Annotated in this window: 19 protein-coding genes; 9 read left to right on the top strand and 10 right to left on the bottom strand. The window is 34.3% G+C overall.

Annotated features, from left to right (window positions below; genetic code table 11):
* The first annotated feature begins 1,210 nt into the window (after positions 1-1,210).
* The 4 genes from HRU49_RS00095 (at position 1,211) to HRU49_RS00080 (ending at position 3,545) form a co-directional block, all read left to right on the top strand.
* On the top strand, positions 1,211-1,447 hold the full coding sequence (locus tag HRU49_RS00095; protein WP_363146017.1) for a hypothetical protein: 237 nt from the start codon (positions 1,211-1,213) through the stop codon (positions 1,445-1,447).
* A gap of 147 nt (positions 1,448-1,594) precedes the next feature.
* On the top strand, positions 1,595-1,993 hold the full coding sequence (locus tag HRU49_RS00090) for a VOC family protein (RefSeq protein ID WP_296352865.1): 399 nt from the start codon (positions 1,595-1,597) through the stop codon (positions 1,991-1,993).
* 99 nt (positions 1,994-2,092) lie between these two features.
* Positions 2,093-2,500, top strand: a complete 408-nt coding sequence (locus HRU49_RS00085) for a DUF4174 domain-containing protein (RefSeq protein WP_296352862.1) — start codon at positions 2,093-2,095, stop codon at positions 2,498-2,500.
* 694 nt (positions 2,501-3,194) lie between these two features.
* The gene (locus HRU49_RS00080; RefSeq protein ID WP_296352860.1) at positions 3,195-3,545 is read left to right on the top strand and encodes a ribose-5-phosphate isomerase; all 351 of its coding nucleotides are present in this window, start codon (positions 3,195-3,197) and stop codon (positions 3,543-3,545) included.
* Here HRU49_RS00080 and bshA read toward each other — a convergent pair.
* From bshA to HRU49_RS00035, 9 genes are all read right to left on the bottom strand, one after another.
* On the bottom strand, positions 3,538-4,677 hold the full coding sequence (gene bshA / locus HRU49_RS00075; RefSeq protein ID WP_296352858.1) for an N-acetyl-alpha-D-glucosaminyl L-malate synthase BshA: 1,140 nt from the start codon (positions 4,675-4,677) through the stop codon (positions 3,538-3,540). The two genes, HRU49_RS00080 and bshA, sit on opposite strands and share 8 nt — an antisense overlap.
* A gap of 90 nt (positions 4,678-4,767) precedes the next feature.
* The gene (locus HRU49_RS00070; protein ID WP_296352855.1) at positions 4,768-7,725 is read right to left on the bottom strand and encodes a glycoside hydrolase family 3 N-terminal domain-containing protein; all 2,958 of its coding nucleotides are present in this window, start codon (positions 7,723-7,725) and stop codon (positions 4,768-4,770) included.
* A gap of 120 nt (positions 7,726-7,845) precedes the next feature.
* Positions 7,846-9,069 (bottom strand): phosphoserine phosphatase SerB, encoded by a 1,224-nt coding sequence (gene serB, locus HRU49_RS00065; RefSeq protein ID WP_296352853.1) that lies wholly within the window; start codon positions 9,067-9,069, stop codon positions 7,846-7,848.
* 118 nt (positions 9,070-9,187) lie between these two features.
* Positions 9,188-9,673, bottom strand: coding sequence for an ABC transporter ATPase (locus tag HRU49_RS00060; RefSeq protein WP_296352852.1), 486 nt, complete (start codon positions 9,671-9,673; stop codon positions 9,188-9,190).
* Between the two features lie 2 nt (positions 9,674-9,675).
* Positions 9,676-9,876 (bottom strand): hypothetical protein, encoded by a 201-nt coding sequence (locus HRU49_RS00055; RefSeq protein WP_296352851.1) that lies wholly within the window; start codon positions 9,874-9,876, stop codon positions 9,676-9,678.
* Positions 9,877-9,879: 3 nt separating this feature from the next.
* Entirely contained in the window at positions 9,880-10,662 is a 783-nt protein-coding gene (locus tag HRU49_RS00050) for a (Fe-S)-binding protein (RefSeq protein WP_296352850.1), read from the bottom strand.
* A 24-nt stretch (positions 10,663-10,686) separates the two neighbouring features.
* Entirely contained in the window at positions 10,687-11,997 is a 1,311-nt protein-coding gene (locus tag HRU49_RS00045) for a (Fe-S)-binding protein (protein WP_296352866.1), read from the bottom strand.
* 12 nt (positions 11,998-12,009) lie between these two features.
* Positions 12,010-12,951, bottom strand: coding sequence for an MlaD family protein (locus HRU49_RS00040; RefSeq protein WP_296352848.1), 942 nt, complete (start codon positions 12,949-12,951; stop codon positions 12,010-12,012).
* A 71-nt stretch (positions 12,952-13,022) separates the two neighbouring features.
* Positions 13,023-14,123, bottom strand: coding sequence for an N-acetylmuramoyl-L-alanine amidase (locus tag HRU49_RS00035; protein ID WP_296352847.1), 1,101 nt, complete (start codon positions 14,121-14,123; stop codon positions 13,023-13,025).
* A gap of 108 nt (positions 14,124-14,231) precedes the next feature.
* Between HRU49_RS00035 and HRU49_RS00030 the strand changes: the two genes are divergently transcribed.
* From HRU49_RS00030 to HRU49_RS00010, 5 genes are read left to right on the top strand one after another with little or no spacing between them, the layout of a single operon-like run.
* Positions 14,232-17,039, top strand: coding sequence for a putative LPS assembly protein LptD (locus tag HRU49_RS00030; RefSeq protein WP_296352845.1), 2,808 nt, complete (start codon positions 14,232-14,234; stop codon positions 17,037-17,039).
* A gap of 15 nt (positions 17,040-17,054) precedes the next feature.
* Entirely contained in the window at positions 17,055-17,435 is a 381-nt protein-coding gene (locus HRU49_RS00025; protein ID WP_296352842.1) for a RidA family protein, read from the top strand.
* Positions 17,436-17,469: 34 nt separating this feature from the next.
* The gene (locus HRU49_RS00020; RefSeq protein ID WP_296352840.1) at positions 17,470-18,240 is read left to right on the top strand and encodes a TIGR02757 family protein; all 771 of its coding nucleotides are present in this window, start codon (positions 17,470-17,472) and stop codon (positions 18,238-18,240) included.
* Positions 18,241-18,279: 39 nt separating this feature from the next.
* Positions 18,280-19,767, top strand: coding sequence for a carboxypeptidase (locus tag HRU49_RS00015; protein WP_296352839.1), 1,488 nt, complete (start codon positions 18,280-18,282; stop codon positions 19,765-19,767).
* Positions 19,768-19,770: 3 nt separating this feature from the next.
* Positions 19,771-20,013 (top strand): hypothetical protein, encoded by a 243-nt coding sequence (locus tag HRU49_RS00010; RefSeq protein ID WP_296352837.1) that lies wholly within the window; start codon positions 19,771-19,773, stop codon positions 20,011-20,013.
* Between the two features lie 50 nt (positions 20,014-20,063).
* Here the strand turns inward: HRU49_RS00010 and HRU49_RS00005 are convergent.
* Positions 20,064-21,689 (bottom strand): peptidase M61 (locus tag HRU49_RS00005; RefSeq protein ID WP_296352835.1); only part of this gene is annotated, 1,626 nt, incomplete at its 5' end.

The following is a 21,689-nucleotide window of genomic DNA, read 5'->3' as shown; positions in this document are numbered from 1 at the left end:
TTAGAGTACTTAGGATACTCATGGTAGTTACTTAGGGTACTCAGGGTACTTAGAGTACTTAGGGTACTTAGGAAACTCAGGGTACTTAGGGTACTCAGGGTACTTACAGCAAGCCCCGGGTTGCCGTCGACATATCCGACGGCAAACGGCAACGGCAACCAAAACGGCAACTAAAACGGCAACTGCCAAAATGTCTAAAAAATTGCAATCCAGTACTTTTTCCATGTTTTTAGTGTAAAAACAGTCTAAAACTGCAAAATGAGCACAAAACCAAAAACAAACACACAAATAAGTGTGGTGTTCCTCAACTCTGCCCAACAGATCTTCTAACAAAAAGAGATTCGTCAAGCTTGCGACGCTTTGCTGCGGGCATCTGTTGTTGGTCGAGCACATCTGGAACACTTAAAATCCTCTTAAAATCCTCTTAAAATCCTCTAAAAATCCTCTAAAATCCTCTAAAATTTTTGACAGCCGGACTGCCGTCGAGATATCCGACGGCAACGGCAACGGCAACCAAACGGCAACGGCAACCCGGGGCTTGGTCATTATTCTGAAACTGAAAAGATTTTTAAATTCCTAAACATCCTTTAACAAAACTGCAAAATATTCTACGTTGTTCTAAGCAATGTAATTCGGGTGAAAGGAGGGCCCGAGGCCACTCTGGAAAGCCAGTCAAAACAACTACCCTTGCAGCCCCTGGGAGGTTTTGCCTGGAGCCTCCGGCTCTCCCTAAGTACTCAAGCCGGTCCTAATACTCAAGTCTGTCCTAATACTCAAGTCGGTCCTAATACTCAAGCTTAGTTGCAGGGGAGTCCCGCGACTAGCGTCGTTTAGTGTCCGAAAATGATCAAGTTTCAAGAAAATTTATCAGCCCAACCCAATTATCTTTCAATTTTGTGGCATACAATAAGTATTCTATTTGCCTATTTCACATTGGCAATATTGATTTTTCTAATGTTTTATCTTTTTTTAGATATAGGCTTTGGTAGTTACGAAAACAGCAATAATAGACTTGCGACAAATCTAATTTTCTATTTTCCATTATGTTTTGTTTCATTCATTATTATATATCGCATGGTCATTAAGGTGAAAAAATCACTGTATGAAAGCTCTAAAACTAATCTATTAGCTTTACTTATTTCATTAATAACTTATTTGTTGTTTTGGTTAAATTAACTGTAAATTGTGTAAGAGTTAATCTGTTAAACAAATGCTTACTGAAATCCATCCAAAATTACCTATGCGGAACAAGTCTGTTTTCCGAGATTTTTATGTAAAGAAACTTGGTTTTAAAGAATTAGGACATTACGATGGTTGTTTAATGCTGAGAACAGATACTATTGAAATTCATTTTTTTGAATTTAAAGAATTATATAGTTTTGAGAATTATGACATGATCTATATAAGAACTGATGATATTAACGGATTAGATAATGCAATACTTTAAAATGAGATTGACATACATCCAAATGTACCCTTAGAGAGCAAGCCATAAGAACAAAAAGAATTTTCTATACTTGATCCAAATATTAATCTAAATAACCTTTGGTCAAAGCATAGATCACTAAATTAAGTAAGACTTAATCAATTTAAAATGAAATACGGTTATACTATTGTCTATGTTGAGAATGTCAAAGAAACCATTGAATTTTACAAAAAGAGCTTTGGGTTTCAGCATAAATTTATAACACCTGAAAATGATTATGGTGAATTACTTTCTGGTGAAACTACAATTGCGTTTGCTTCAATAACGTTAGGAAATTCCAATTTTAAAAATGGATTTGTAAAATCAGAAAAGACTGGAAAACCTATTGGTATGGAAATGGTTTTTGTTTCAGAAAATATTGAAGCGGACTTTAAAAAAGCAATCGATATGGGTGCAACTGAATATGAGCCTATTGTTGAAAAACCCTGGGGTCAGAAAGTTGGATACCTTAGAGATAATAATGGGTTCCTCATTGAAATATGTACACCAATAAATTCAATTGATTAAATCAATAAACAAAAATGAGCTATTATTTAGAGCATTTATTTATACATTTAGAAGCCTATGCATTTCTTAAACATATATCGTAGAATCATAATATGTCTTATGCTTTTTAGTATAACATCTAATGCTCAAGATTTGAATGCCCTTAAATGGAAAAACCGAATTTTAATTATTAAGGCAACTAAGAATAATGATTTAAAGTTTGAGAAACAATTAACTGAATTTAAATCACAAGATAATGCACTAAAAGAGCGTAAGCTCGTATTATATACCATGAATAATCAAAAGTTAACAATCATTGATTATACAACTGATACTACAGATACATCCAAAAGATTAAGTGATGATATGATGATTACCATATTTAGCGCTAAAAATGAATTCGAAGTTATTCTTATTGGATTAGATGGCAGTATTAAACTTAGACAGACGGAAGTACTGTCTAAAGAAGACTTAATAGCCATTATTGATGCCATGCCAATGCGTAAAAGTGAAATAAAAAATAGATAAAAGGTTTTGGATACTGATAGTATAGGTATGGGTGCATGAAAAAATTGTGTTTCCAAATAGATTGGTTAGGATACGGTCCTCTACTTTGCTTGGTGTTGGACTTTATGGATTTATCATTATTAAACTAAGATTAATAGATGATCGTATTTTATTAGAGGCTACGCATTTCAATGATTTACTCTGCGAGTATATTTTTAATTTCTAAGTATCAAATTAAACGGTAGCGATTTTTGTATAATTCTGAGATACTAAGACAAAATTAATGATAAACTAGGTGTGGGGAATCCTTATGTTTATATTATCTATAAACTGTCTTCTTTCAGACTAATTATACCGTGGCTACCAAACAAAAAACCACAGTAAATAAAACGGAAGAGTTATTTATTATGGTTTAATAAAGTGTTTAAAATGAAGTCTATATAGGCGGTTTTAAGCCACAGTGATAATAATAGGTAAACATGTTACAATACTGAAAAACGACAATAAGGCGTTGATTCTAAAGTAACAGGATTTTTTTTAAAAGAAGCCACTACATCCAAATATTAGTCTGATTAAAGATGTCATTTGTGGTCATAGATAAGAAGATATGGCCGATTAGTTTTTAATTTACAAGCAATGTAGAAGTATAGAAAAGTTCATCAATGAGCTAGCGAAAATTTGAAAAATGACAAAAATTCTAAGAGCATAAATTCCAATGGCTAAAGTACTTTATCGCATTTATGTTGTCGAACTCTCTAAACGTGTATTTACAGAGAACACGAAATTTAGGAAAGCAAATCCTCAATTTAATGGAGTTTTAGAGTGCTTATACGTTGGCATGACCAGTAAATCCCCAAAAGAACGCTTTCAACAGCATAAAACAGGCTACCGTAATAAAAAAGGGTATAAACTATCTTCGTCTATTGTAGAAAAGTATGGTTTGTATTTAAGACCAAGTCTTTACAATCATATAGATCCATTTCTAAGTCGTAAGGAAGCCTTAATTGCAGAAAAAGACATTGCTCTTGAGCTAAGACGCGCAAAATATGCAGTCTGGTTTAATTAGCAACTAAAAAATTCTTTAGCGTTTCCTCATAAATACGTTCATACATCGGAACAATATTATGAATATCAAATTTCTTAGACTGTATTTTTGCATTTGTTTTAAAACGATCTAAAGTGTCCGAATCTTTTAATATTCGAACAGCATTAGCAGACATATCTGCTACAGCATTAACATCGCTAAGATAACCAGAGTAACCATCTTCATTAACTTCAGGTAATCCACCAGTATTAGTCGAAATAACCGGAACACCGCTTGCCATAGCCTCTAATGCTGCTAAACCAAAACTCTCTGTCTGAGATGGCAATAAGAATAAATCACTAAAACAAAGAATACGATCTATCTCATAGCTATTTCCAAAAAACACTACGCTATCTGTTAATCCTAATTTTTCCACCAGAAGCTCTGCCCCTTCTTTCTCTGGTCCTTCACCAACTAGCATTAGTTTTGCAGGAATATCTTTTTGGATATTATAGAAAATCTTTATTACATCTGGAATTTGTTTCACTTCACGCATATTGCTAATATGTGTAATAATACGCTCATGATCTTCTGCCATCATTCCGCGTTGACAGTCTGTAAAACCATGGACATGCTTTTCAAAATCAATAAAATTAGGTACAACATGAATGTTTTTTTTGATATCAAACAATCGCATTGTATCCTTTTTAAGACTTTCTGAGACCGATGTAACGGCATCTGATTTATTAATACTAAAAGTCACGGCTGGCTTATAAAAAGGATGACTTCCTACTAAAGTGATATCAGTACCATGTAATGTTGTTACTATTGGTACCAAAATACCTTCATCAAGAAGCATTTGTTGTGCCATATAAGCTGCATATGCGTGTGGAATGGCATAATGTACGTGCAATAGCTGAATACCATGCAGCTTCACCATATCTACCAACTTACTAGACAAAGCTAACTCATAAGGTTGGTAAAGAAAAAGAGGATATTCAGGAACATGAACCTCATGAAAATGGACATTATTACTTAATAATTCCAGACGAACAGGCTGACTATATGTTATGAAGTGTACTTCATGTCCACGTTTAGATAATTCCAAACCCAGTTCAGTCGCCACAACTCCACTACCACCAAAGGTTGGGTAACAAACAATTCCTATTTTCATATGAGATTTATACGTTGGTTGTAATTAGAGTCCGAATTTATCTTAAAAACTTACAAAAATACTGGTCTTTAACTTAAAATTAATAGACTTCTATTCAATGATGGCTTCGTAAATAAGACGTTGAATTTCTGTTCTAATATTTTCTCTTAGAAGTAAGTTCTTTCCAGCTTCAGGGTATGTGCGATTTGCTAAGAATACATATACAATTTCCTCTTCAGGATCGGCCCAAGCATAAGTACCTGTAAAGCCCGAATGCCCGAAGCTCGTCATGGAGATACATCCACAGGTTGGTCCTTCTTTACCCAATTGTGGCTTGTCAAAACCTACGCCTCGCCTATTATCATTTTCACAATAATAACAAGTGTTAAACTTATTAAGCGTTTCAGAATTTAAATACCGCTTACCACCATAGAATCCCTTTTGAAGATACATTTGCATAATTTTAGCCACATCATTTGCATTACTAAAAATACCTGCATGTCCTCCAATACCACCTTGCATTGCGGCACCCATATCGTGCACATAACCATGAACTTTCTTGTAGCGGTAATAGTTGTCCACTTCTGATGGCACAATATCTTTTAAACTAAATCGATCTCTTGGGTTATATGTCGTGTAATTTGTCCCCAAAGACCGGTAATAACGATCTTGAGTTATCTCCTGCAATGATTTATCGTAAAAGCCTTCTAAGTATTTTTTTAAAATGTAATAGGGTAAATCACTATACCTATAGCGCAGACGCGATAACAACTCACTTTCTTTAATGATTTCCTGAATAGAATCCTTATAATCATTGCGCAGGTATAACGAATTTGTCACTTCAATATTAAACCCTTTTTGTTGTTTTGTTCTATAATACTTAGGATCTGGTTTCTTAGTAACGCTATCTAAAGTTGCATAATAAAAAGGAATCCAAGGGCGCAACTGTGCATAATGCGATAACATCTTTTTTATTGTAATATCTTTTTTATTGGAATCCTTAAAATACGGCATTAATGTACCAAGTTCAGAATTCAATGACACCATGCCTTGTTCCTCTAACTCCATTAGTATTGGTAAGGTTGCAAGTATTTTGGTTAAAGATGCAACGTCATAAACATCATCAAAATCTACGTTGTTCTTTTTCTCATAAGTATGATAGCCAAAATTCTTATTGTAAACGACTTTACCTTTCCTAGCAACCAATAGTTGTATCCCTGGTGTCATTCTATTATCAATTGCATATTCTGCAATAGAATCCAGTCTTTTCAATAATTCAGAGTCCATGCCAACATGTTCTGGAAGACCATAGCTTAAATTCTTTAAACTATTAAAAGATTCTCCTCTACCGATAGGGAAATTTGGACCTGCACTAACAGGTAACTTACCCTTAGATCCAATAGCACCAAAGATAAGTTGTGCTGACTTTTGTTGAGCTATTTTACTATTTTGATAGCTCATTACAATACCTTCTATGTTCTCAATAGACTTTAAATCATTCAGCGCATATGGTCTGGCAAAAACATCAAGAATAACTGTATTTGTTCTTGCAATTTCATATAGCCAAGTCAATTCTTTCTGATTAAACTTATACCCTTTCCATGGATTAGCATTAGACTTGTGGAAACCCAAAACAACGGTATTATAATTCTGTAATTTTGAAATCAATCCATCTAGCTTCTCTTCTTTTATATGGTGTATTTTGGTATATTTTTTAAGTTCATCATAAAATGGGGACCCAATATCATCGCCTAGAGCTATATAAGCAATGGTCTTTGTCTGTAAATCGCGCAATGGCAGTACGTTATTTTTATTTTTTACAATCGTGATGGCATTTTCCAAAAGGTTTTCATAAAGAACATCATCTTCTATTCGGTTTAAATCTTTACTAAGGTTATTCAAACCAACAGGTTTGTAATTATTAAGACCAACTTTATATTTAGCCATGAGTATTTTTTTTACAGAATGCGAAAGTCGCTCTTCAGTTATAATACCTTCATTAAATGCTTCTATAAATTTTGCAATTCCTTTCTTAGGGTCTTCAGACATTAACATAACATCGTTTCCTGCTAAGAAAGCCATGAGATCAATTTCTCCACCTTTGCTTAGGGTTTTTGGCGTTATACCGTCAACACCCTTTTCAACGTAGTCAGCAGCACCTTTCATAGTCAGTGCATCGGTAAATATTAATCCTTTAAACCCCAATTCCTCTTTTAAAATATCAGTTACTATATGCTTGGATAGTGATGAAGGAAATCCACGACGTGTCTCTAAACTTGGAACGTTTAAATGTGCTACCATTACACTTGAAAGCCCTTCTTTGATGAGTTCTCGATAAGGATATAATTCAATAGAATCTATTCGTTTTTTACTAAAAGAGACTGTTGGAAGTGTTTTATGCGAGTCTGCTTCTGTATCGCCATGACCAGGAAAGTGTTTAGCATTTGCTAATACACCTGCGCTCTGCATTCCGTTCATAAAGGCCAATCCTTTTTGAGTGACATTGTCTCTGTCTTCTCCAAAAGATCGATTGCCTATAATTGGATTTTTTGGGTTTGTATTTATATCAACGACTGGTGCGAAGTTAAAATGTACTCCTAAGCGTTTACAATGCTCACCTATTTTTCGTCCAGTGTCTTCAATAAGCTTATTATCAGAAATGGCCCCCAGAGTCATATTCCATGGAAATGCATATGTAGAATCGAGACGCATACTAAGTCCCCATTCTGCATCCATACCAATTAAAAGAGGAACTTTAGCAGACGCTTGCAATTGATTATTTAATTTAGCTTGTCTATAAGGCCCTCCGTTAGAATATATAAGGCCACCAATCTGTTCTTCTTTCACAAGATTGAAAACAGCAGCATTATCCTTACCACTATTCTTAGACATTACTTGTACCATAAACAATTGCCCAACACGTTCCTTAACAGACATAGAATTATAGATACTATCAACCCATTTTTGCTGCTGAACAACATCTTCCGTATGTAACGGATGCATTGAATTTTCTTGTGCAAGCGTAATTTTAGCAAAGAAAAGAAGAAGGATAAGGGACAAATAACGCATGAAAAATCTTTTTATCTTATTTAGATTAATTAACGAATACTATGCCAAAATAGCATAATTAGCAAGAAGTAAAAAGACTTTAGGATTCTTTTATAAACTGTGTAATTAACAGTTAGGCAATTAACTCATCAAATCAATATGACGATCATGATAGCCTAAGAGGTAAAGTACACCATCTAAGCCAATACTAGATATCGAGCTTTGTGCATTGTCTTTCACTTTAGGTTTGGCATGAAAGGCTATTCCTAAACCAGCTAAATTGAGCATTTGCAGATCATTAGCGCCATCTCCCACAGCTATCGTTTGACCAATATCTATTCCCATATTATCAGCTAACAATTGAAGGTATTCTGCTTTCTTATTACCATCAACAATATCACCGATGTAATTACCAGTTAAGTTACCGTCTACAATTTCTAATTGATTGGCATAAACAAAATCAATGTCCAATTTTTCTTGCAAATAATGGCCAAAATAGGTGAAACCACCAGATAAAATTGCTGTTTTATAACCGTAATAATGCAATGTATCAATTAAGCGGCGCGCTCCTTTGGTTATAGGTAAATTATCTGCCACTTCTTGTAAAACCGATTCACTTAAGCCTTTAAGTAGTTTCATTCTACGCTTAAAACTTTCCTTGAAATCAATCTCACCTTGCATTGCAGATTCAGTAATGGCTTTGACTTTGTTGCCTACACCTGCTCTAACAGCTAATTCATCAATAACTTCGGTTTGAATTAAGGTAGAATCCATATCGAAGCATACTAATCTTCGATTTCTTCTAAACATTGTATCTTCTTGAAAGGCTATATCTACGTCTAACTCTTTTGAAATGTCTAAAAACCGAGAGGTAAACTCAGACTTATCATTCAACTTTCCTCGAATAGATAGTTGAATGGAAGCTCTAGGATATTCTTCTTCTTTAATTAACGAAGTACGACCTGTTAAACGCTTAATAGAATCGATATTCAGGTTTTTCTCAGAGATAACTTTAGTCACTTCAGAAATCTGCTCGGCTTTAAGCTTTTCACCAAGAATAGTAATCACATAACGGTCTTTACCTTGAAGACTCACCCAATCTTCATAGTCGTTTAAAGAAATAGGAGTAAACTTAGCTGTAATGCCTAACTCATAAGCCTTAAATAATAAATCTTTAAGAACAGCAGCGGATTTCTTACCAGACTTAATTTCAAACATCATACCTAAGGAAAGCGTATCATGAATATTAGCCTGTCCAATATCAAGAATATTAGCATCGTATTCCGCTAAAACATTGGTTAAACTAGAGGTTAATCCAGGCTTATCCTGTCCGGAAATATTTAATAGAAAAATATCTGTAGCCAAATCTAAAAGATTATAGAGGGCTAAAAATCACGATTTATTCTGATAAATAAAAATTATTTGAGGTGAGAAATTACCAATTATTTAATTGAATTCCTGAGAATTTATCAAGAAGTACCACTTAATTGATGAAACGATTATGCCAGCTGTTCTTGGCTGGTACTTCCCAATTCTCTTTAAACTCTGCAATATTGGTAACAAGATTATTAAACACTATGGTGTTTTTAGAGACTGATCGGTTTTTAGCCATGGTTTTAAAATCCTTTAAAGATTTGTAAGCAACAAACTCACCTTGTTTAAAGGAAACATTCATTTTATCCATTAAATCTACCTTGTAATCACGTTCCAATTCTTGAATAAAATGCACAGAAGCATCAATAGAACAACCTGTCGCATTATTTAAGTTTTGATTTAGACCAATAACTATAAAGCGCTTATATTTAAAGCTATAACCTGCTTGAAGATCTTTACCGTGTGCAGTCCAAGCTTCTAAAAATGTTCTTAGTCTGGAATTAATTTCTTCCAATTCCTCTTTAGAAAACGAACGGTTAGCTTGATATATCCAAACACGGGATTCTTCTGGTAGCTTATCAAAATCAACCAACATAATTATTCTTCTATTTTAGTTCTTTTCGAACGAATTATAAAGCCCATAATAGTTCCAAAAACGACAGTATTTAAAGAAAATTTCAATACCGAAAATGGTTCACCACCAATTAAATCAAAAAGGGTAATGATAGACGAAAATAAAAAGCCACTGAACACACCAATTTTAATTCTGTAGTTTCCCGAGAGTTTCGTTCCGTGCATATACTATGATTCTGATATGAGCTCAGCAACATCTAATACCTGAATACTATCTTCCTTTTCATTAAACTTAACACCATCACTCATCATAGTATTACAGTATGGACAACCTGTAGCAATGATATCAGGTTTAGTTTCAAGCGCATCTTTTGTTCTTAAAATATTTATATCCATATCGCCTTTCTCGGGTTCTTTAAACATTTGTGCTCCACCGGCCCCACAGCATAATGCAGTACCTTTATGACGTTTCATCTCAACTAGTTTTGCGTTAGTTTTTTGAAGTATATCACGTGGTGCGTCATATTCGCTGTTGGCGCGTCCTAAATAACATGGATCATGAAATGTAATTCGTTTCCCTTTGTAGGTATTACCTTCCAGGCTTAAGCGTCCAGAATCTAACAGCTCTTTAATATATTGGGTATGGTGTACAACATTATATTGCCCACCTAAATTTGGATATTCATTCTTTAGACAATTAAATGAATGTGGATCACAAGTAACGATTCGCTTAATGTCATACGCATTTAAAACCTCTATGTTCATCATGGCTTGCATTTGGAATAAAAACTCATTTCCTGCTCGCTTTGCAACATCGCCAGTATTACTTTCTTCTGTACCTAATACCGCAAAATCAACATTAGCCTTGTTTAAAATCTTCACAAACGCCTTTGTTATTTTTTTAGCTCTATCATCATAGCTTCCAGCAGATCCAACCCAAAATAGAATTTCAGGTTGCTTTCCTTCTGCCATATATTCTGCCATCGTAGGTACCTTTAATTGCTCACTCATGCTTTTTCTTTTTCGATATTACTGTTATTCATCTTTCCAATTCAAACGATCCATTTGATTGTATGGCCATGGTGCTCCATTATTCTCAATGTTTGTCATCATGTTATTTAATTCCATAGGAGCGGCACTTTGTTCCATTACCAAATAGCGTCGCATATCTAAAATAATAGACAAAGGATTAATACTTACAGGGCATTCTTCAACACATGCGTTACAAGTTGTACACGCCCAAAGCTCTTCATTAGTGATGTAATCGCCCAATAGTTGTTTACCATCATCTTTAAACTCACCTTTATTAGCGTCAATATTCTTACCTATTTCTTCTAAACGATCACGAGTGTCCATCATTATTTTACGAGGAGACAACTTTTTACCGGTTAAATTGGCTGGACAAGCCGATGTACATCGACCGCATTCTGTACAAGTATAGGCATTGAGTAATTGAATTTGATTTAAATCCATAACATCACTGGCACCAAACTTGGCGGGTTCCTCATCTTCGGTGCCTTCTGGAGCTGCCGCAAAAGGATCAGCATTAGGATCCATCATTAATTTAACCTCAGTTGTAACTGCCTCAAGATTGTTAAACTTTCCTTTTGGCTCAACACTTCCATAATACGTGTTGGGGAAAGCTAAAAGAATATGTAAATGCTTTGAAAAGTATAGGTAATTTAAAAATATTAAAATACCAACAATATGCAACCACCATGCAGTTCTTTCAATAAAGTGTAAAGTATCTGTATTATCACTAAACCAAGGAGAAATAAATTGAGAAACAACATTACCATGACCTAATTCCTGAAATGAAGTATCCGTTGCATTCATAACAAGAAATAAGCACATTAAAACAACTTCGAAATACAAGATGATATTTCCGTCATTTTTAGGCCATCCCTTCATTTCTGAGCTTAAGAACCGTTTGAGTTTAATCACATTTCTACGCAACCAAAAGACAACTACAGCTACTAGTACTAACACTGCCAAGATCTCGAAAGCACCTATGAAGAAGCCATATACCGAAACAGGTAAAAAGTCAAGCCCTATGCGATGGGTACCAAAAAGACCATCAATAATTATTTCTAAAACTTCTATATTGATGATAATAAACCCGATATAGACAACGACGTGAAGAAAACCAGCAATTGGTCGTCTAACCATTTTACTCTGACCTAAAGCGATACGCGCCATGTTCTTCCATCGCTCTCCTTTTTGGTCACTTGCATTGACTTCTCGCCCTAGCTTTATATTGCGAACAAGTTTTTTAATGTTTTTTGTAAAATAACCAATTCCTAAAATTAGGATAATGGCAAAAAGTATATTAGGTATATAATCCATCATGCAAAAGGTCTAATTCTTCTGTTCATCAGTTGGTGGTTGATATGGAATCTCTTTTTTAGATAAAATACGTCGATATCTGGCAGGATGTAATTTTATGTCTAAGAGTAATAATTCCATTTCTTTAGATGCAGCTTCTAAATTATTGTATAATTTATCATCATTCAATAGCTTACCAATGGTTCCTTCATTATTATCTATTCTAGACATTATAGCCTGGACTCCTGCTAAAGTTTGATTTAGGTTAGCTACAGTTTTATTTAAATCAACGTCTTTTAATTGTGAAGAGAGTTCACTTAGATCTTTACTGGTCTGCTCAAAATTATCAAGTACTGAAGCAATCTTATCATCATTTGCTTTAATCACATCTTGTATTGCATTAGATAAAGATTTGAATGATTTTAGAGTTGAATTTAATTCTGATATTGTACTTTTCAAGCCTTCGTCAGTCTGGTCCACAACCAAAGCATTTATACTCGTCATTAGTGTATCTGCAGATCGAATCGCTCTGTCAAAATCCGTACTTATTCCAGAAAAATTATTCTTCAAGGAAGTTATTAATCCAGGCTGCACTTCAGAATTAATAAAATCACCAGGATTTGCTTGCTCCCCTTGATAAGAATCAACGATAGCAAGAGCATTACCGCCCATTAATCCTGTTTCATACAGTCTTATGACACTACTTTTAGAAAATCTAAGTCTGGGATTAACTGAAAAGGAGACTCTTGTCTTACCGGTTTCAAAATCATAAGTTATATCTTCAATTTTACCCACTTTATTTCCTTTAACTGTAACTGAAGAAGACGGACTTAAGGCATTATAGTCAAACTCAGTGTAGTAGGTGTTTGTATCTGTAAATATATCTTCACCTTTAAGATAAGAAAATAAATATATGAATAATGCAATACCCGATAGTACGAGTACAGCAGTTTTTATTTCTCTAGAAATTTTCAATGGTCTTTGCTTGTTTAAAAACAAAATTAGGAATAAATAAATTAATAATCTTTCTAATTAAGAGAGAGTTTTTAGTACTTCGAAATATCTATTTTCTTTCCGTCCTTAAAGCCCACTAAGAAGCTAGAAGTATATCCTTTAGACTTAGCTTCCTCTTGTAACAACTTGGCTTCCTCTAAATCTAAAGTACTTCCATAATAATACTTGTAAAGCCTTCCAGTTTTTTCTTTACTAAGATTAACTAGACCTCTAAAATTATAGGATTTAGGCTCCAAATCTCTGGAACTTGCAGCAATTTGAACTTTGTATGTAATGGCTTCGTTATTAACATATTGCTCGTCCTGCCCTTTCGTTCTCTCATTATCAGCACCTGTAATTTGATGTCCTACATTTTGATCAATTTCATTCTTGTAAGCGAGGATTGCATCTTTCAATGCATTAGCCATTTTATTTTGACCTGCTTCAGAGTTCAGAAATTTACCTTCTTGCTTATTACTTATAAATCCAAGTTCTACCAAGACACTTGGCATATAGGTGTTTCGTATGACTAATAAACTGTGTTGTTTTAGTCCTCGACTTTTACGTTTAGCTTTTGTTATAAAATTATCTTCAATTTTTCGAGCTAATGAAACACTTTGTTCTACATAAAAACCTTGCTCAATACTTAAGGCAATTTCGGACTCTGGGGAACTTGGGTCAAAACCAGCATAATTTTCCTCATAATTTTCCTCAAGAAAGATGACTTCATTTTCTCGCTTAGCAAATTCAAAGTTTCGCGCTGAATTGTTTTCACCTAGGACCCAGGTTTCAGTACCATAAGGACTAGGATTATTAACGGAATTACAGTGAATAGAAACAAACAAATCCGCATCAGCCTTATTTGCAATATCTGCCCGCTTCCATAGCTCAATAAAAACGTCTGTTTTTCGCGTATAAATTATCTTTACACCATTTACTTTCTCAAGCATTTTACCTAACTCAAGAACAACGTCAAGTGCAATTTCCTTTTCCATGTATCCGTTTTTAGCTGCACCTGAATCTTTACCTCCATGTCCAGCATCTAAAACAACAATAAAAGAATCACTTTGACTGTAAGCTGATGTTAAGCTTGTTAAAGTAGTTATAAATGTAATTAGTAGTAATACTATAATATTTTTTCGCTGCGTTTGCATATTTGATTTAACGTTTTACAGACTGTAATTATTACACACGGTTTTGATAGTACAACCTTTTAAACTTTATGATTTTTATAAATTATTCACAAAAAAATAACTGTACTTTTGGCGTTTCAAAAACCGAGCCATACTTTTACAAAAATACATCTAAAAGGATTGCGTACAAATAGCTTACACATACTTTTTGCTTTGAGTTTTACAGTGTTTATCAACACTTTGAGCTTTGCTCAGGAATTACCAAAACCCAATAACAAGATTCCTGTAGATAAGAAAAAAGACAGTACAGTTGTTGCTAAAGATTCTACAACGGTGCGCCTAGATTCTTTATTAAGCAGACCTATAAATTCAAAGGTTGTAGACTCAACTAAAGAAGACTCTCTAAAAAAGGATGCATTTCTTAAAGACATAGTAACATATAAGGCTTCAGATTACGTTGCTATAAATCAACGAAAACAACAAATTCGTTTATATAATGAGGCTCAAGTCTTATATGAAGATATGGAGATTACCTCTGGTGTGATTGTTATTGATTACAGTAAAAATTTGGTCTATGCAGGCCGAATTAAAGACTCTACAGGATATTCACAAAAACCTGTTTTTAAACAAGGTTCAAACGTCATAGAACCAGATTCTATAATTTTTAATACAGATTCTAGAAAAGCTGTTATTTTTAATTCTGTAACTGAACAAAGTGGTGGTACGGTCATTGCAGAACGTACTAAACGAGAAAATGATTCAGTATACTTTATCTCAAAAGGTAAGTTTACAACCTCCGAAAACCTAGAAGATCCAGAGTATTACATACTTATGAATAGAGCTAAGATTGTTCCTAATAAAAAAATAGTTACTGGAATGAGTCAAATGTACATTTACGATGTACCAACACCAATAGCTATACCGTTTGCCTTTTTCCCAATGTCTAAAAAGCAAACTTCAGGAATTATCTTTCCTTCCTTTGGTGAAGATACTGGAAATGATAGAGGTTACTTTTTACAAAATGGCGGGTATTATTTTGCTATAAGTGATTATGTGGATTTAGCTGTTTTAGGTGATTATTACACGAATGGAAGCTACGGTTTGCGCCTAGAAAGCAGCTATGCTTTACGCTATAAATTTAGAGGCAACTTCTCCTTTAGATATGAAAACTTATTGAACAGTGAGCGAGGATTTCCTGACTTTAGACAAAGCACAATTTATAACATTCGTTGGTCGCATAATCAAGACTCTAAGGCTAATCCTAGCTCACGATTTTCAGCATCTGTAAATTTGGGTAGTAGTCAGTATTTTCAACAATCCATTAACCAGATCAATCAATCAAGTTTCTTAAATAATACTTTAGCCTCTTCGGTTTCTTATTCGAAAACGTTTCAAGGTGAACCTAGTGTTAATCTAAATTTAACAGCTACACACAGCCAAAACACCAATACTGAAGCAATCAATATAACTTTACCAACTCTACAGGCTTCAATGAGCAGGGTATTTCCATTTGCACCAAAATCTGGTGTTAAAAAAGGAGCGATACATAACATCAACTTTCAGGTTAATACGCGTGGAGAATATCGGATTAACACTACTGATTCATTATTTGGAAAAAGTGAAATGTTTGATGACGCTGTAGCTGGAATGCGACATAGCATACCTGTAACAACAAACTTTAAAATATTTGATCATTTTAGTGTTAGTACTAACGCTAATTTTGAAGAAACTTGGACCTTAAAGACTACAAGGCGAGAAGATATATTTGAAGGTGAAACTTCTACCCCGATTGATATTAATGGATTTGATCGATTTTTAACTTATAACTTTAGTGCAAGTGTTGGTACTACACTTTATGGAATGTATGATTTTCAAAAGGAAGGGAAAGACCCGAAAATACAAGCTATTAGACATGTTATGCGACCCTCTTTAAGCTACAGTGTTACTCCAGCCTTTGACCAATATTATGAAACCTACGATGTTATTGACGCAGACGGAACAACTGTTGATCAAGTTGAGTATACCAGATTTGAGAATTCATTGTTTGGGCGTCCTGGGAATCGATATTCTAGTAGTCTTGGGTTGTCCATTGGTAATAATCTCGAAGCTAAAGTCAGACCTAAGGACTCTACAGAAACGGAACCAGAAAAAATCTTTTTATTAAATAATCTTAATTTTTCTACTGCATATGACCTCGCTGCAGACTCTTTAAATTTTAGTCCGGTAAGAGTTACCGGTGGTACTCAAATTCTTGATAAAAAAATGAGTATCAACTTTGGTATGACCCTTAATCCCTATGCACTTGACAGTAATAATAATCTCATAGATAAATTTAATATCAATAATGGTGGAAGTCTATTCAGATTAACTTCAGCAAATTTAAATATTAGTTATAGACTAGATAATAATACTTTTTCTGGAAAAAAGGATGATGAAGATGACGAAGATGATGAGGATGCTAATAGACGTGCGGCCACTTCAAATAGTAGAACAGATGGGTTGTTTGGAGAAACTCAAGATTTTGCAGATAAACGACTTTCCGATAGAGATCGAAAACAAAAAGATGAAGATGAAAAAAACAATGAGTTCTACAACTACAAAATGCCATGGAGTTTAAGACTTTCTTATGCTGCTAACTATACGAATACAAGGCGTGAAAATAGAGTCTCATCAAACTCACTCATGTTTTCAGGTGATGTAGAATTATCACCAAGATGGTCTGTAGGTGTTTCTTCAGGTTATGATTTTCTTAACCAAGGCTTTACATATACACAATTACGCTTTGAACGCGATTTATTAAGTTGGCGTATGAATTTTACATGGGTTCCGTTTAGTAATCAAAGTTCATGGAATTTCTTTATTGGTATACGTTCTAATTTATTAAAAGATTTAAAATACGATCAGCGACGTCAGCCAGATCGGCAATTAGGCAATTAAAACTATTCATATACCATGAAAAAAATCATTCATACAAGTAAAGCTCCTGCACCCATTGGCCCTTATAATCAAGCTGTTTTAGTTGGAAACACACTCTACACATCTGGGCAAATTGCATTAGATCCAGAATCGATGGTGCTTATTTTAGATTCCATTGAAACTGAGACCAGACAGGTTATGGAAAATATGAAAGCCGTTTTAGCAGCAGCCGATATGACCTTTGAAGATGTAATTAAAACATCAATATTCATTAGCGATATGAATAATTTTTCTAGAATTAATGCTGTATATGGTCAATACTTTGATGAGGCTAATGCACCAGCAAGAGAAACTGTTGAAGTGGCTAACTTACCGAAGTTTGTAAATGTGGAAATTAGTATGATTGCAGTTAAGTAAAAGCTAAGATTATTTTTGCCTAAACCCTTTATTGTTGAAGTTAAAACACTCAGAATTAAAAACTTTTTTAGATGAAAAGGTAGCTCTATATAATAATCCTAAATTTATAGAGAGTGACCCTATTCAAATTCCACATTTATTTAAAACCAAAGAGGATATAGAGATATCCGCTTTTCTAACCGCTACAATAGCTTGGGGAAACAGAAAGAGCATAATTAAAAACTCCACAAGGATCATGGAACTACTAGACCATTCCCCTTATGAGTTTATAGTGAATCATAACGACGAAGATCTAGAATCTTTAAGGGGGTTTGTGCATCGTACGTTCAATGGAGATGATCTTGTACAATTTATCAAGAGTCTTAAGCATATTTATGTTAATTATAATGGACTGGAAACCGTTTTTAGTACTTATGCCGAAACCAATTCATTACAACAAAGTATCCATAAATTTAAATCTCATTTTTTTGAAATTCCACATTTACAACGTACAGAAAAGCATGTGAGCGATCCTTTCAAAAATTCAGCAGCCAAACGAATTAATATGTTCTTAAGATGGATGGTGCGACAAGATAATGCTGGTGTAGATTTTGGTATTTGGAAAAGTCTCTCACCTACCCAATTGAGTTGCCCATTAGACGTTCATTCAGGTAATGTTGCCAGAAAGTTGGGATTATTAAAACGCAAGCAAAATGATGCAAAGGCTTTAGCTGAATTAGATCAAAATTTAAAAACCCTAGATCCTTCTGACCCTGTGAAGTACGACTTTGCCTTATTTGGATTGGGAGTATTTGAGGGATTTTAGTTTTGGTTGTTTATATTTAAACATCTAAAAACTAACCTTATGAAAATTAGACTATCAATTTTACTCTTTGCCTGTTTTACATTTTGTTTTGCACAAGATTTAAGGATTCCAGTAGACACATCCTTTATTACTAACAATTCCGTTACTATTAAAGGACAACAAGTGAATTATACAGCCGAAACCGGTTTTCAACCAGTTTGGGATGCAGATGGGAAAATGATTGCTTCCTTATATTACACTTATTACAAGCGAACAAATGATTCTGAGGGAAATAAACGTCCTATTATCTATTCATTTAATGGTGGGCCAGGATCTGCTTCTGTCTGGATGCATATTGCTTACACAGGACCTAAGATTTTAAAAATTGATGATGAGGGTTATCCTATTCAGCCATATGGAATTAAAGACAATCCAAATTCTATTCTTGATGTTGCTGATATCGTGTTCATTAATCCAGTAAACACTGGATATTCAAGAAAAGTGGCTGATGCAAATGGAAAAATGCCAGATGATAAACTGTTCTTTGGTATAAATGCCGATATAAAATATTTAGCCAGTTGGATGAACACCTTTACGACACGTCATAATCGCTGGGAATCTCCAAAATACATTATCGGTGAAAGTTATGGTGGTACTCGAGTTATGGGTCTGTCCTTAGAATTGCAAAATAGACAATGGATGTACCTTAATGGTGTTATTTTGGTTTCGCCTGCAGACTATAAAGTGTTGCGTGTTGGTGGACCTATGTCATCAAGTTTAAATTTACCATACTACACAGCAGCGGCTTGGTATCATAAGGCTTTAGCTCCTGAATTACAAAGTAAAGATCTTTTAGATATTTTACCAGAAGCTGAAGATTTTGCGATTAATAAGCTTTTACCTGCAATTGCTAAAGGTGGTTTTATTAATGATTCCGAAAAACAAGAGATCGCTAAACGAATGAGCTATTATTCAGGCTTATCAGTTAAAGTTATTCTTCAAATGAATTTAGACGTTCCAAATCAATTTTTCTGGAAAGAACTCTTAAGAGATAAAACTGGCGAGACTATTGGACGATTAGATTCGCGCTATATAGGTATTGATCGCGTTGAAACAGGCACTAGTCCTGACTATAGTGCAGAATTAACATCATGGCTACATTCTTTTACGCCAGCCATAAACCATTACATTCAAAACGATCTTGGCTTTAAAACTGACGTAAAATATAATGTCTTTGGTAATGTTGGCAATTGGGATAGAAATAATGATAATACAAGAGACAATTTGAGACAAGCCATGGCACAGAATCCATATTTAAAGGTTATGACACAATCTGGATATTATGATGGTGCGACGACTTACTTTGCTGCTAAATATTCACAATGGCAAATGGATCCAAGCGGAAAATTAAAAAACAGATTTTCCTTTAAGGGCTACAGGAGTGGACACATGATGTATTTACGAAATGAAGACCTAATTCAAGCTAATGATGATTTACGAGAGTTTATCAAAAATTCTGCATCTAACGGCAAAGCTGCAAAGTACTAGTATATGCTTGATGTCATTGGCGAATCAATCATATTTACAGTTTTAAATTTGATAGGTGGCACTATTCGTTGGTTGGTTGTGAGTTTCTTTCATTTAATTTTCAATACTACAAAGCGGCCTTATAAATCTTACATCTACCATCCAGATGATGAAACAATGCTCATTGACGGGACTAATGGTTGCCTTAAGACGGTCGTAGGAATAGCATGTATCATTATTGTTGTAATGTTTATGAATGCCCTATAAAAAAAGGCTTCCTTGATCGGAAGCCTCCAGCACGTAAATAGGTTAAAGAATCAGCCCTTTAACCAAGCCTTTCTAAGCGCTATTTGAGCGTTAGTTGCATTTTCATCTTCTTCTATAGACTCGCTTGTTGCTTTAGACTTTTTCAGCGTACCACTTAGTGTTATAATTTCACCTTCTCTGTCAATTTCTAAATTATATTCTTGCCCTGGTTGCCATGAAAACATACCACCTACAACCTGCTGAGCATTTTGTAAGGAAAGTTCTGTGCCATTTACTTTCTTAATAACATCTCCTGCTTGAACCCCTTGCGAAGCCCAAAATGAATTTTTCAAGGCCACCGGCGAAAAGAAAATTGTACCTTTTTTCTGGTCTGCATCAAAAATAATGTTTTGTCCACCCGCAAAAATATAATTAGTATCAACTTCAGTCTGACCAAGTTTTAACCCAACTTTAGCGAAAAAATCATTATAATTTATAGGAACGTCACCAACAACGTGTGTGTTTAAAAACTCACCAATACTCGGATAGGTCATTGATACATACTCATCGATAAATGAATCGTCATCAAACGGTTTATCCTTTCCATATTTAATAGAAAGTTCTTTCATTAATGATAAAACACTTCTGTTTCCATTACTTTCTTCACGCATTAAAATATCAATACACATACTAATTAAAGCACCTTTCATGTAAACGTTATAATAATTAGAGGCATAAGGCTCTTCCAGTACATTCTCACTCATAATGGTAAAACTCATGGCATCATCAAGATTCTTTGACGTTGCAATCTTTGACATAATAGTATTGTAAAACTCATTAGGTTCTACTAAGTCTTTATACACCTGAAAGTGCTGTGCAAAATATTCTACAGTACCTTCATACATCCACAAATGCTTTGAAAAGGTAGGTTGATTATAATCAAAATAATGTACGTCCTCAGAATGTACTGATAAAGGAGTTACAATATGAAAGAACTCATGAGCAACAACATCAATGATAGAACTTGCTAAACCTTCTTTGCTTGATGCTTCTGGTAAAACAACAACTGTCGATGTATGATGTTCTAGAGCACCAAAACCTTTTGGGGCAGTTTCTGATCCATCAGATAAATACAAATAAATATCGTAGCGTGTAGTACTATCAATATCGCCCAAATATGCCTTTTGAGCTTGCATCATATTATAAACGGTTTCTTTTTGACTCGCAGCCGTATGTACCTTATTTGGAGAATAAACGCTTAAAACAATTTTAATATCACCCACCATAAATTCTTCAACATCAAGATCACCATACATCATTGGGTTGTCAGTAATATCAAAATAGCGCTCAGCAAAGTAACTACTAGTTATTGCTTTACCGTCTGGGCTAGACTTCATTCCTCTATCCTGTAATGCAGACGATCTAATAAATGAAGCAGGAGCAGTTACGTCTAACATATATTGGTTGCTCTTCAGAACATCAAAATACCCTATAAAACCATGAAGATTTAATACGTAATTGTCTTCATCAATATTTGTTCCTGCTGGAGAAAACGGATTATCGCCACCTATTCCACCACTAGTTTCAATATCAAAAGTATCATTTACATAATAATTAAGTTTATCAAGTTTGGTAGCGTTTTCAAGCGTCCAACTGTTCGTGTCAATTTTAGTTACCGCAAGTTCATTTCCATCATA

The sequence above is a fragment of the Winogradskyella sp. genome (assembly GCF_013213975.1).
Taxonomy (GTDB): domain Bacteria; phylum Bacteroidota; class Bacteroidia; order Flavobacteriales; family Flavobacteriaceae; genus Winogradskyella.
Note: the sequence above shows the minus strand (reverse complement) of the source record. Positions and strands in the feature narration are given on the sequence as shown.

Bases quoted from the DNA above. Each gene is read 5' to 3' on its own strand.
- HRU49_RS00010 (WP_296352837.1), top strand. From the start codon at position 19,771: ATGCTTGATGTCATTGGCGAATCAATCATATTTACAGTTTTAAATTTG.
- HRU49_RS00095 (WP_363146017.1), top strand. From the start codon at position 1,211: ATGCTTACTGAAATCCATCCAAAATTACCTATGCGGAACAAGTCTGTT.
- HRU49_RS00085 (WP_296352862.1), top strand. From the start codon at position 2,093: ATGCTTTTTAGTATAACATCTAATGCTCAAGATTTGAATGCCCTTAAA.
- HRU49_RS00045 (WP_296352866.1), bottom strand. From the start codon at position 11,997: ATGGATTATATACCTAATATACTTTTTGCCATTATCCTAATTTTAGGA.
- HRU49_RS00060 (WP_296352852.1), bottom strand. From the start codon at position 9,673: ATGTTGGTTGATTTTGATAAGCTACCAGAAGAATCCCGTGTTTGGATA.
- HRU49_RS00035 (WP_296352847.1), bottom strand. From the start codon at position 14,123: ATGCAAACGCAGCGAAAAAATATTATAGTATTACTACTAATTACATTT.
- HRU49_RS00080 (WP_296352860.1), top strand. From the start codon at position 3,195: ATGGCTAAAGTACTTTATCGCATTTATGTTGTCGAACTCTCTAAACGT.
- bshA (WP_296352858.1), bottom strand. From the start codon at position 4,677: ATGAAAATAGGAATTGTTTGTTACCCAACCTTTGGTGGTAGTGGAGTT.
- HRU49_RS00090 (WP_296352865.1), top strand. From the start codon at position 1,595: ATGAAATACGGTTATACTATTGTCTATGTTGAGAATGTCAAAGAAACC.
- HRU49_RS00055 (WP_296352851.1), bottom strand. From the start codon at position 9,876: ATGCACGGAACGAAACTCTCGGGAAACTACAGAATTAAAATTGGTGTG.
- HRU49_RS00015 (WP_296352839.1), top strand. From the start codon at position 18,280: ATGAAAATTAGACTATCAATTTTACTCTTTGCCTGTTTTACATTTTGT.
- HRU49_RS00050 (WP_296352850.1), bottom strand. From the start codon at position 10,662: ATGAGTGAGCAATTAAAGGTACCTACGATGGCAGAATATATGGCAGAA.
- HRU49_RS00025 (WP_296352842.1), top strand. From the start codon at position 17,055: ATGAAAAAAATCATTCATACAAGTAAAGCTCCTGCACCCATTGGCCCT.
- HRU49_RS00070 (WP_296352855.1), bottom strand. From the start codon at position 7,725: ATGCGTTATTTGTCCCTTATCCTTCTTCTTTTCTTTGCTAAAATTACG.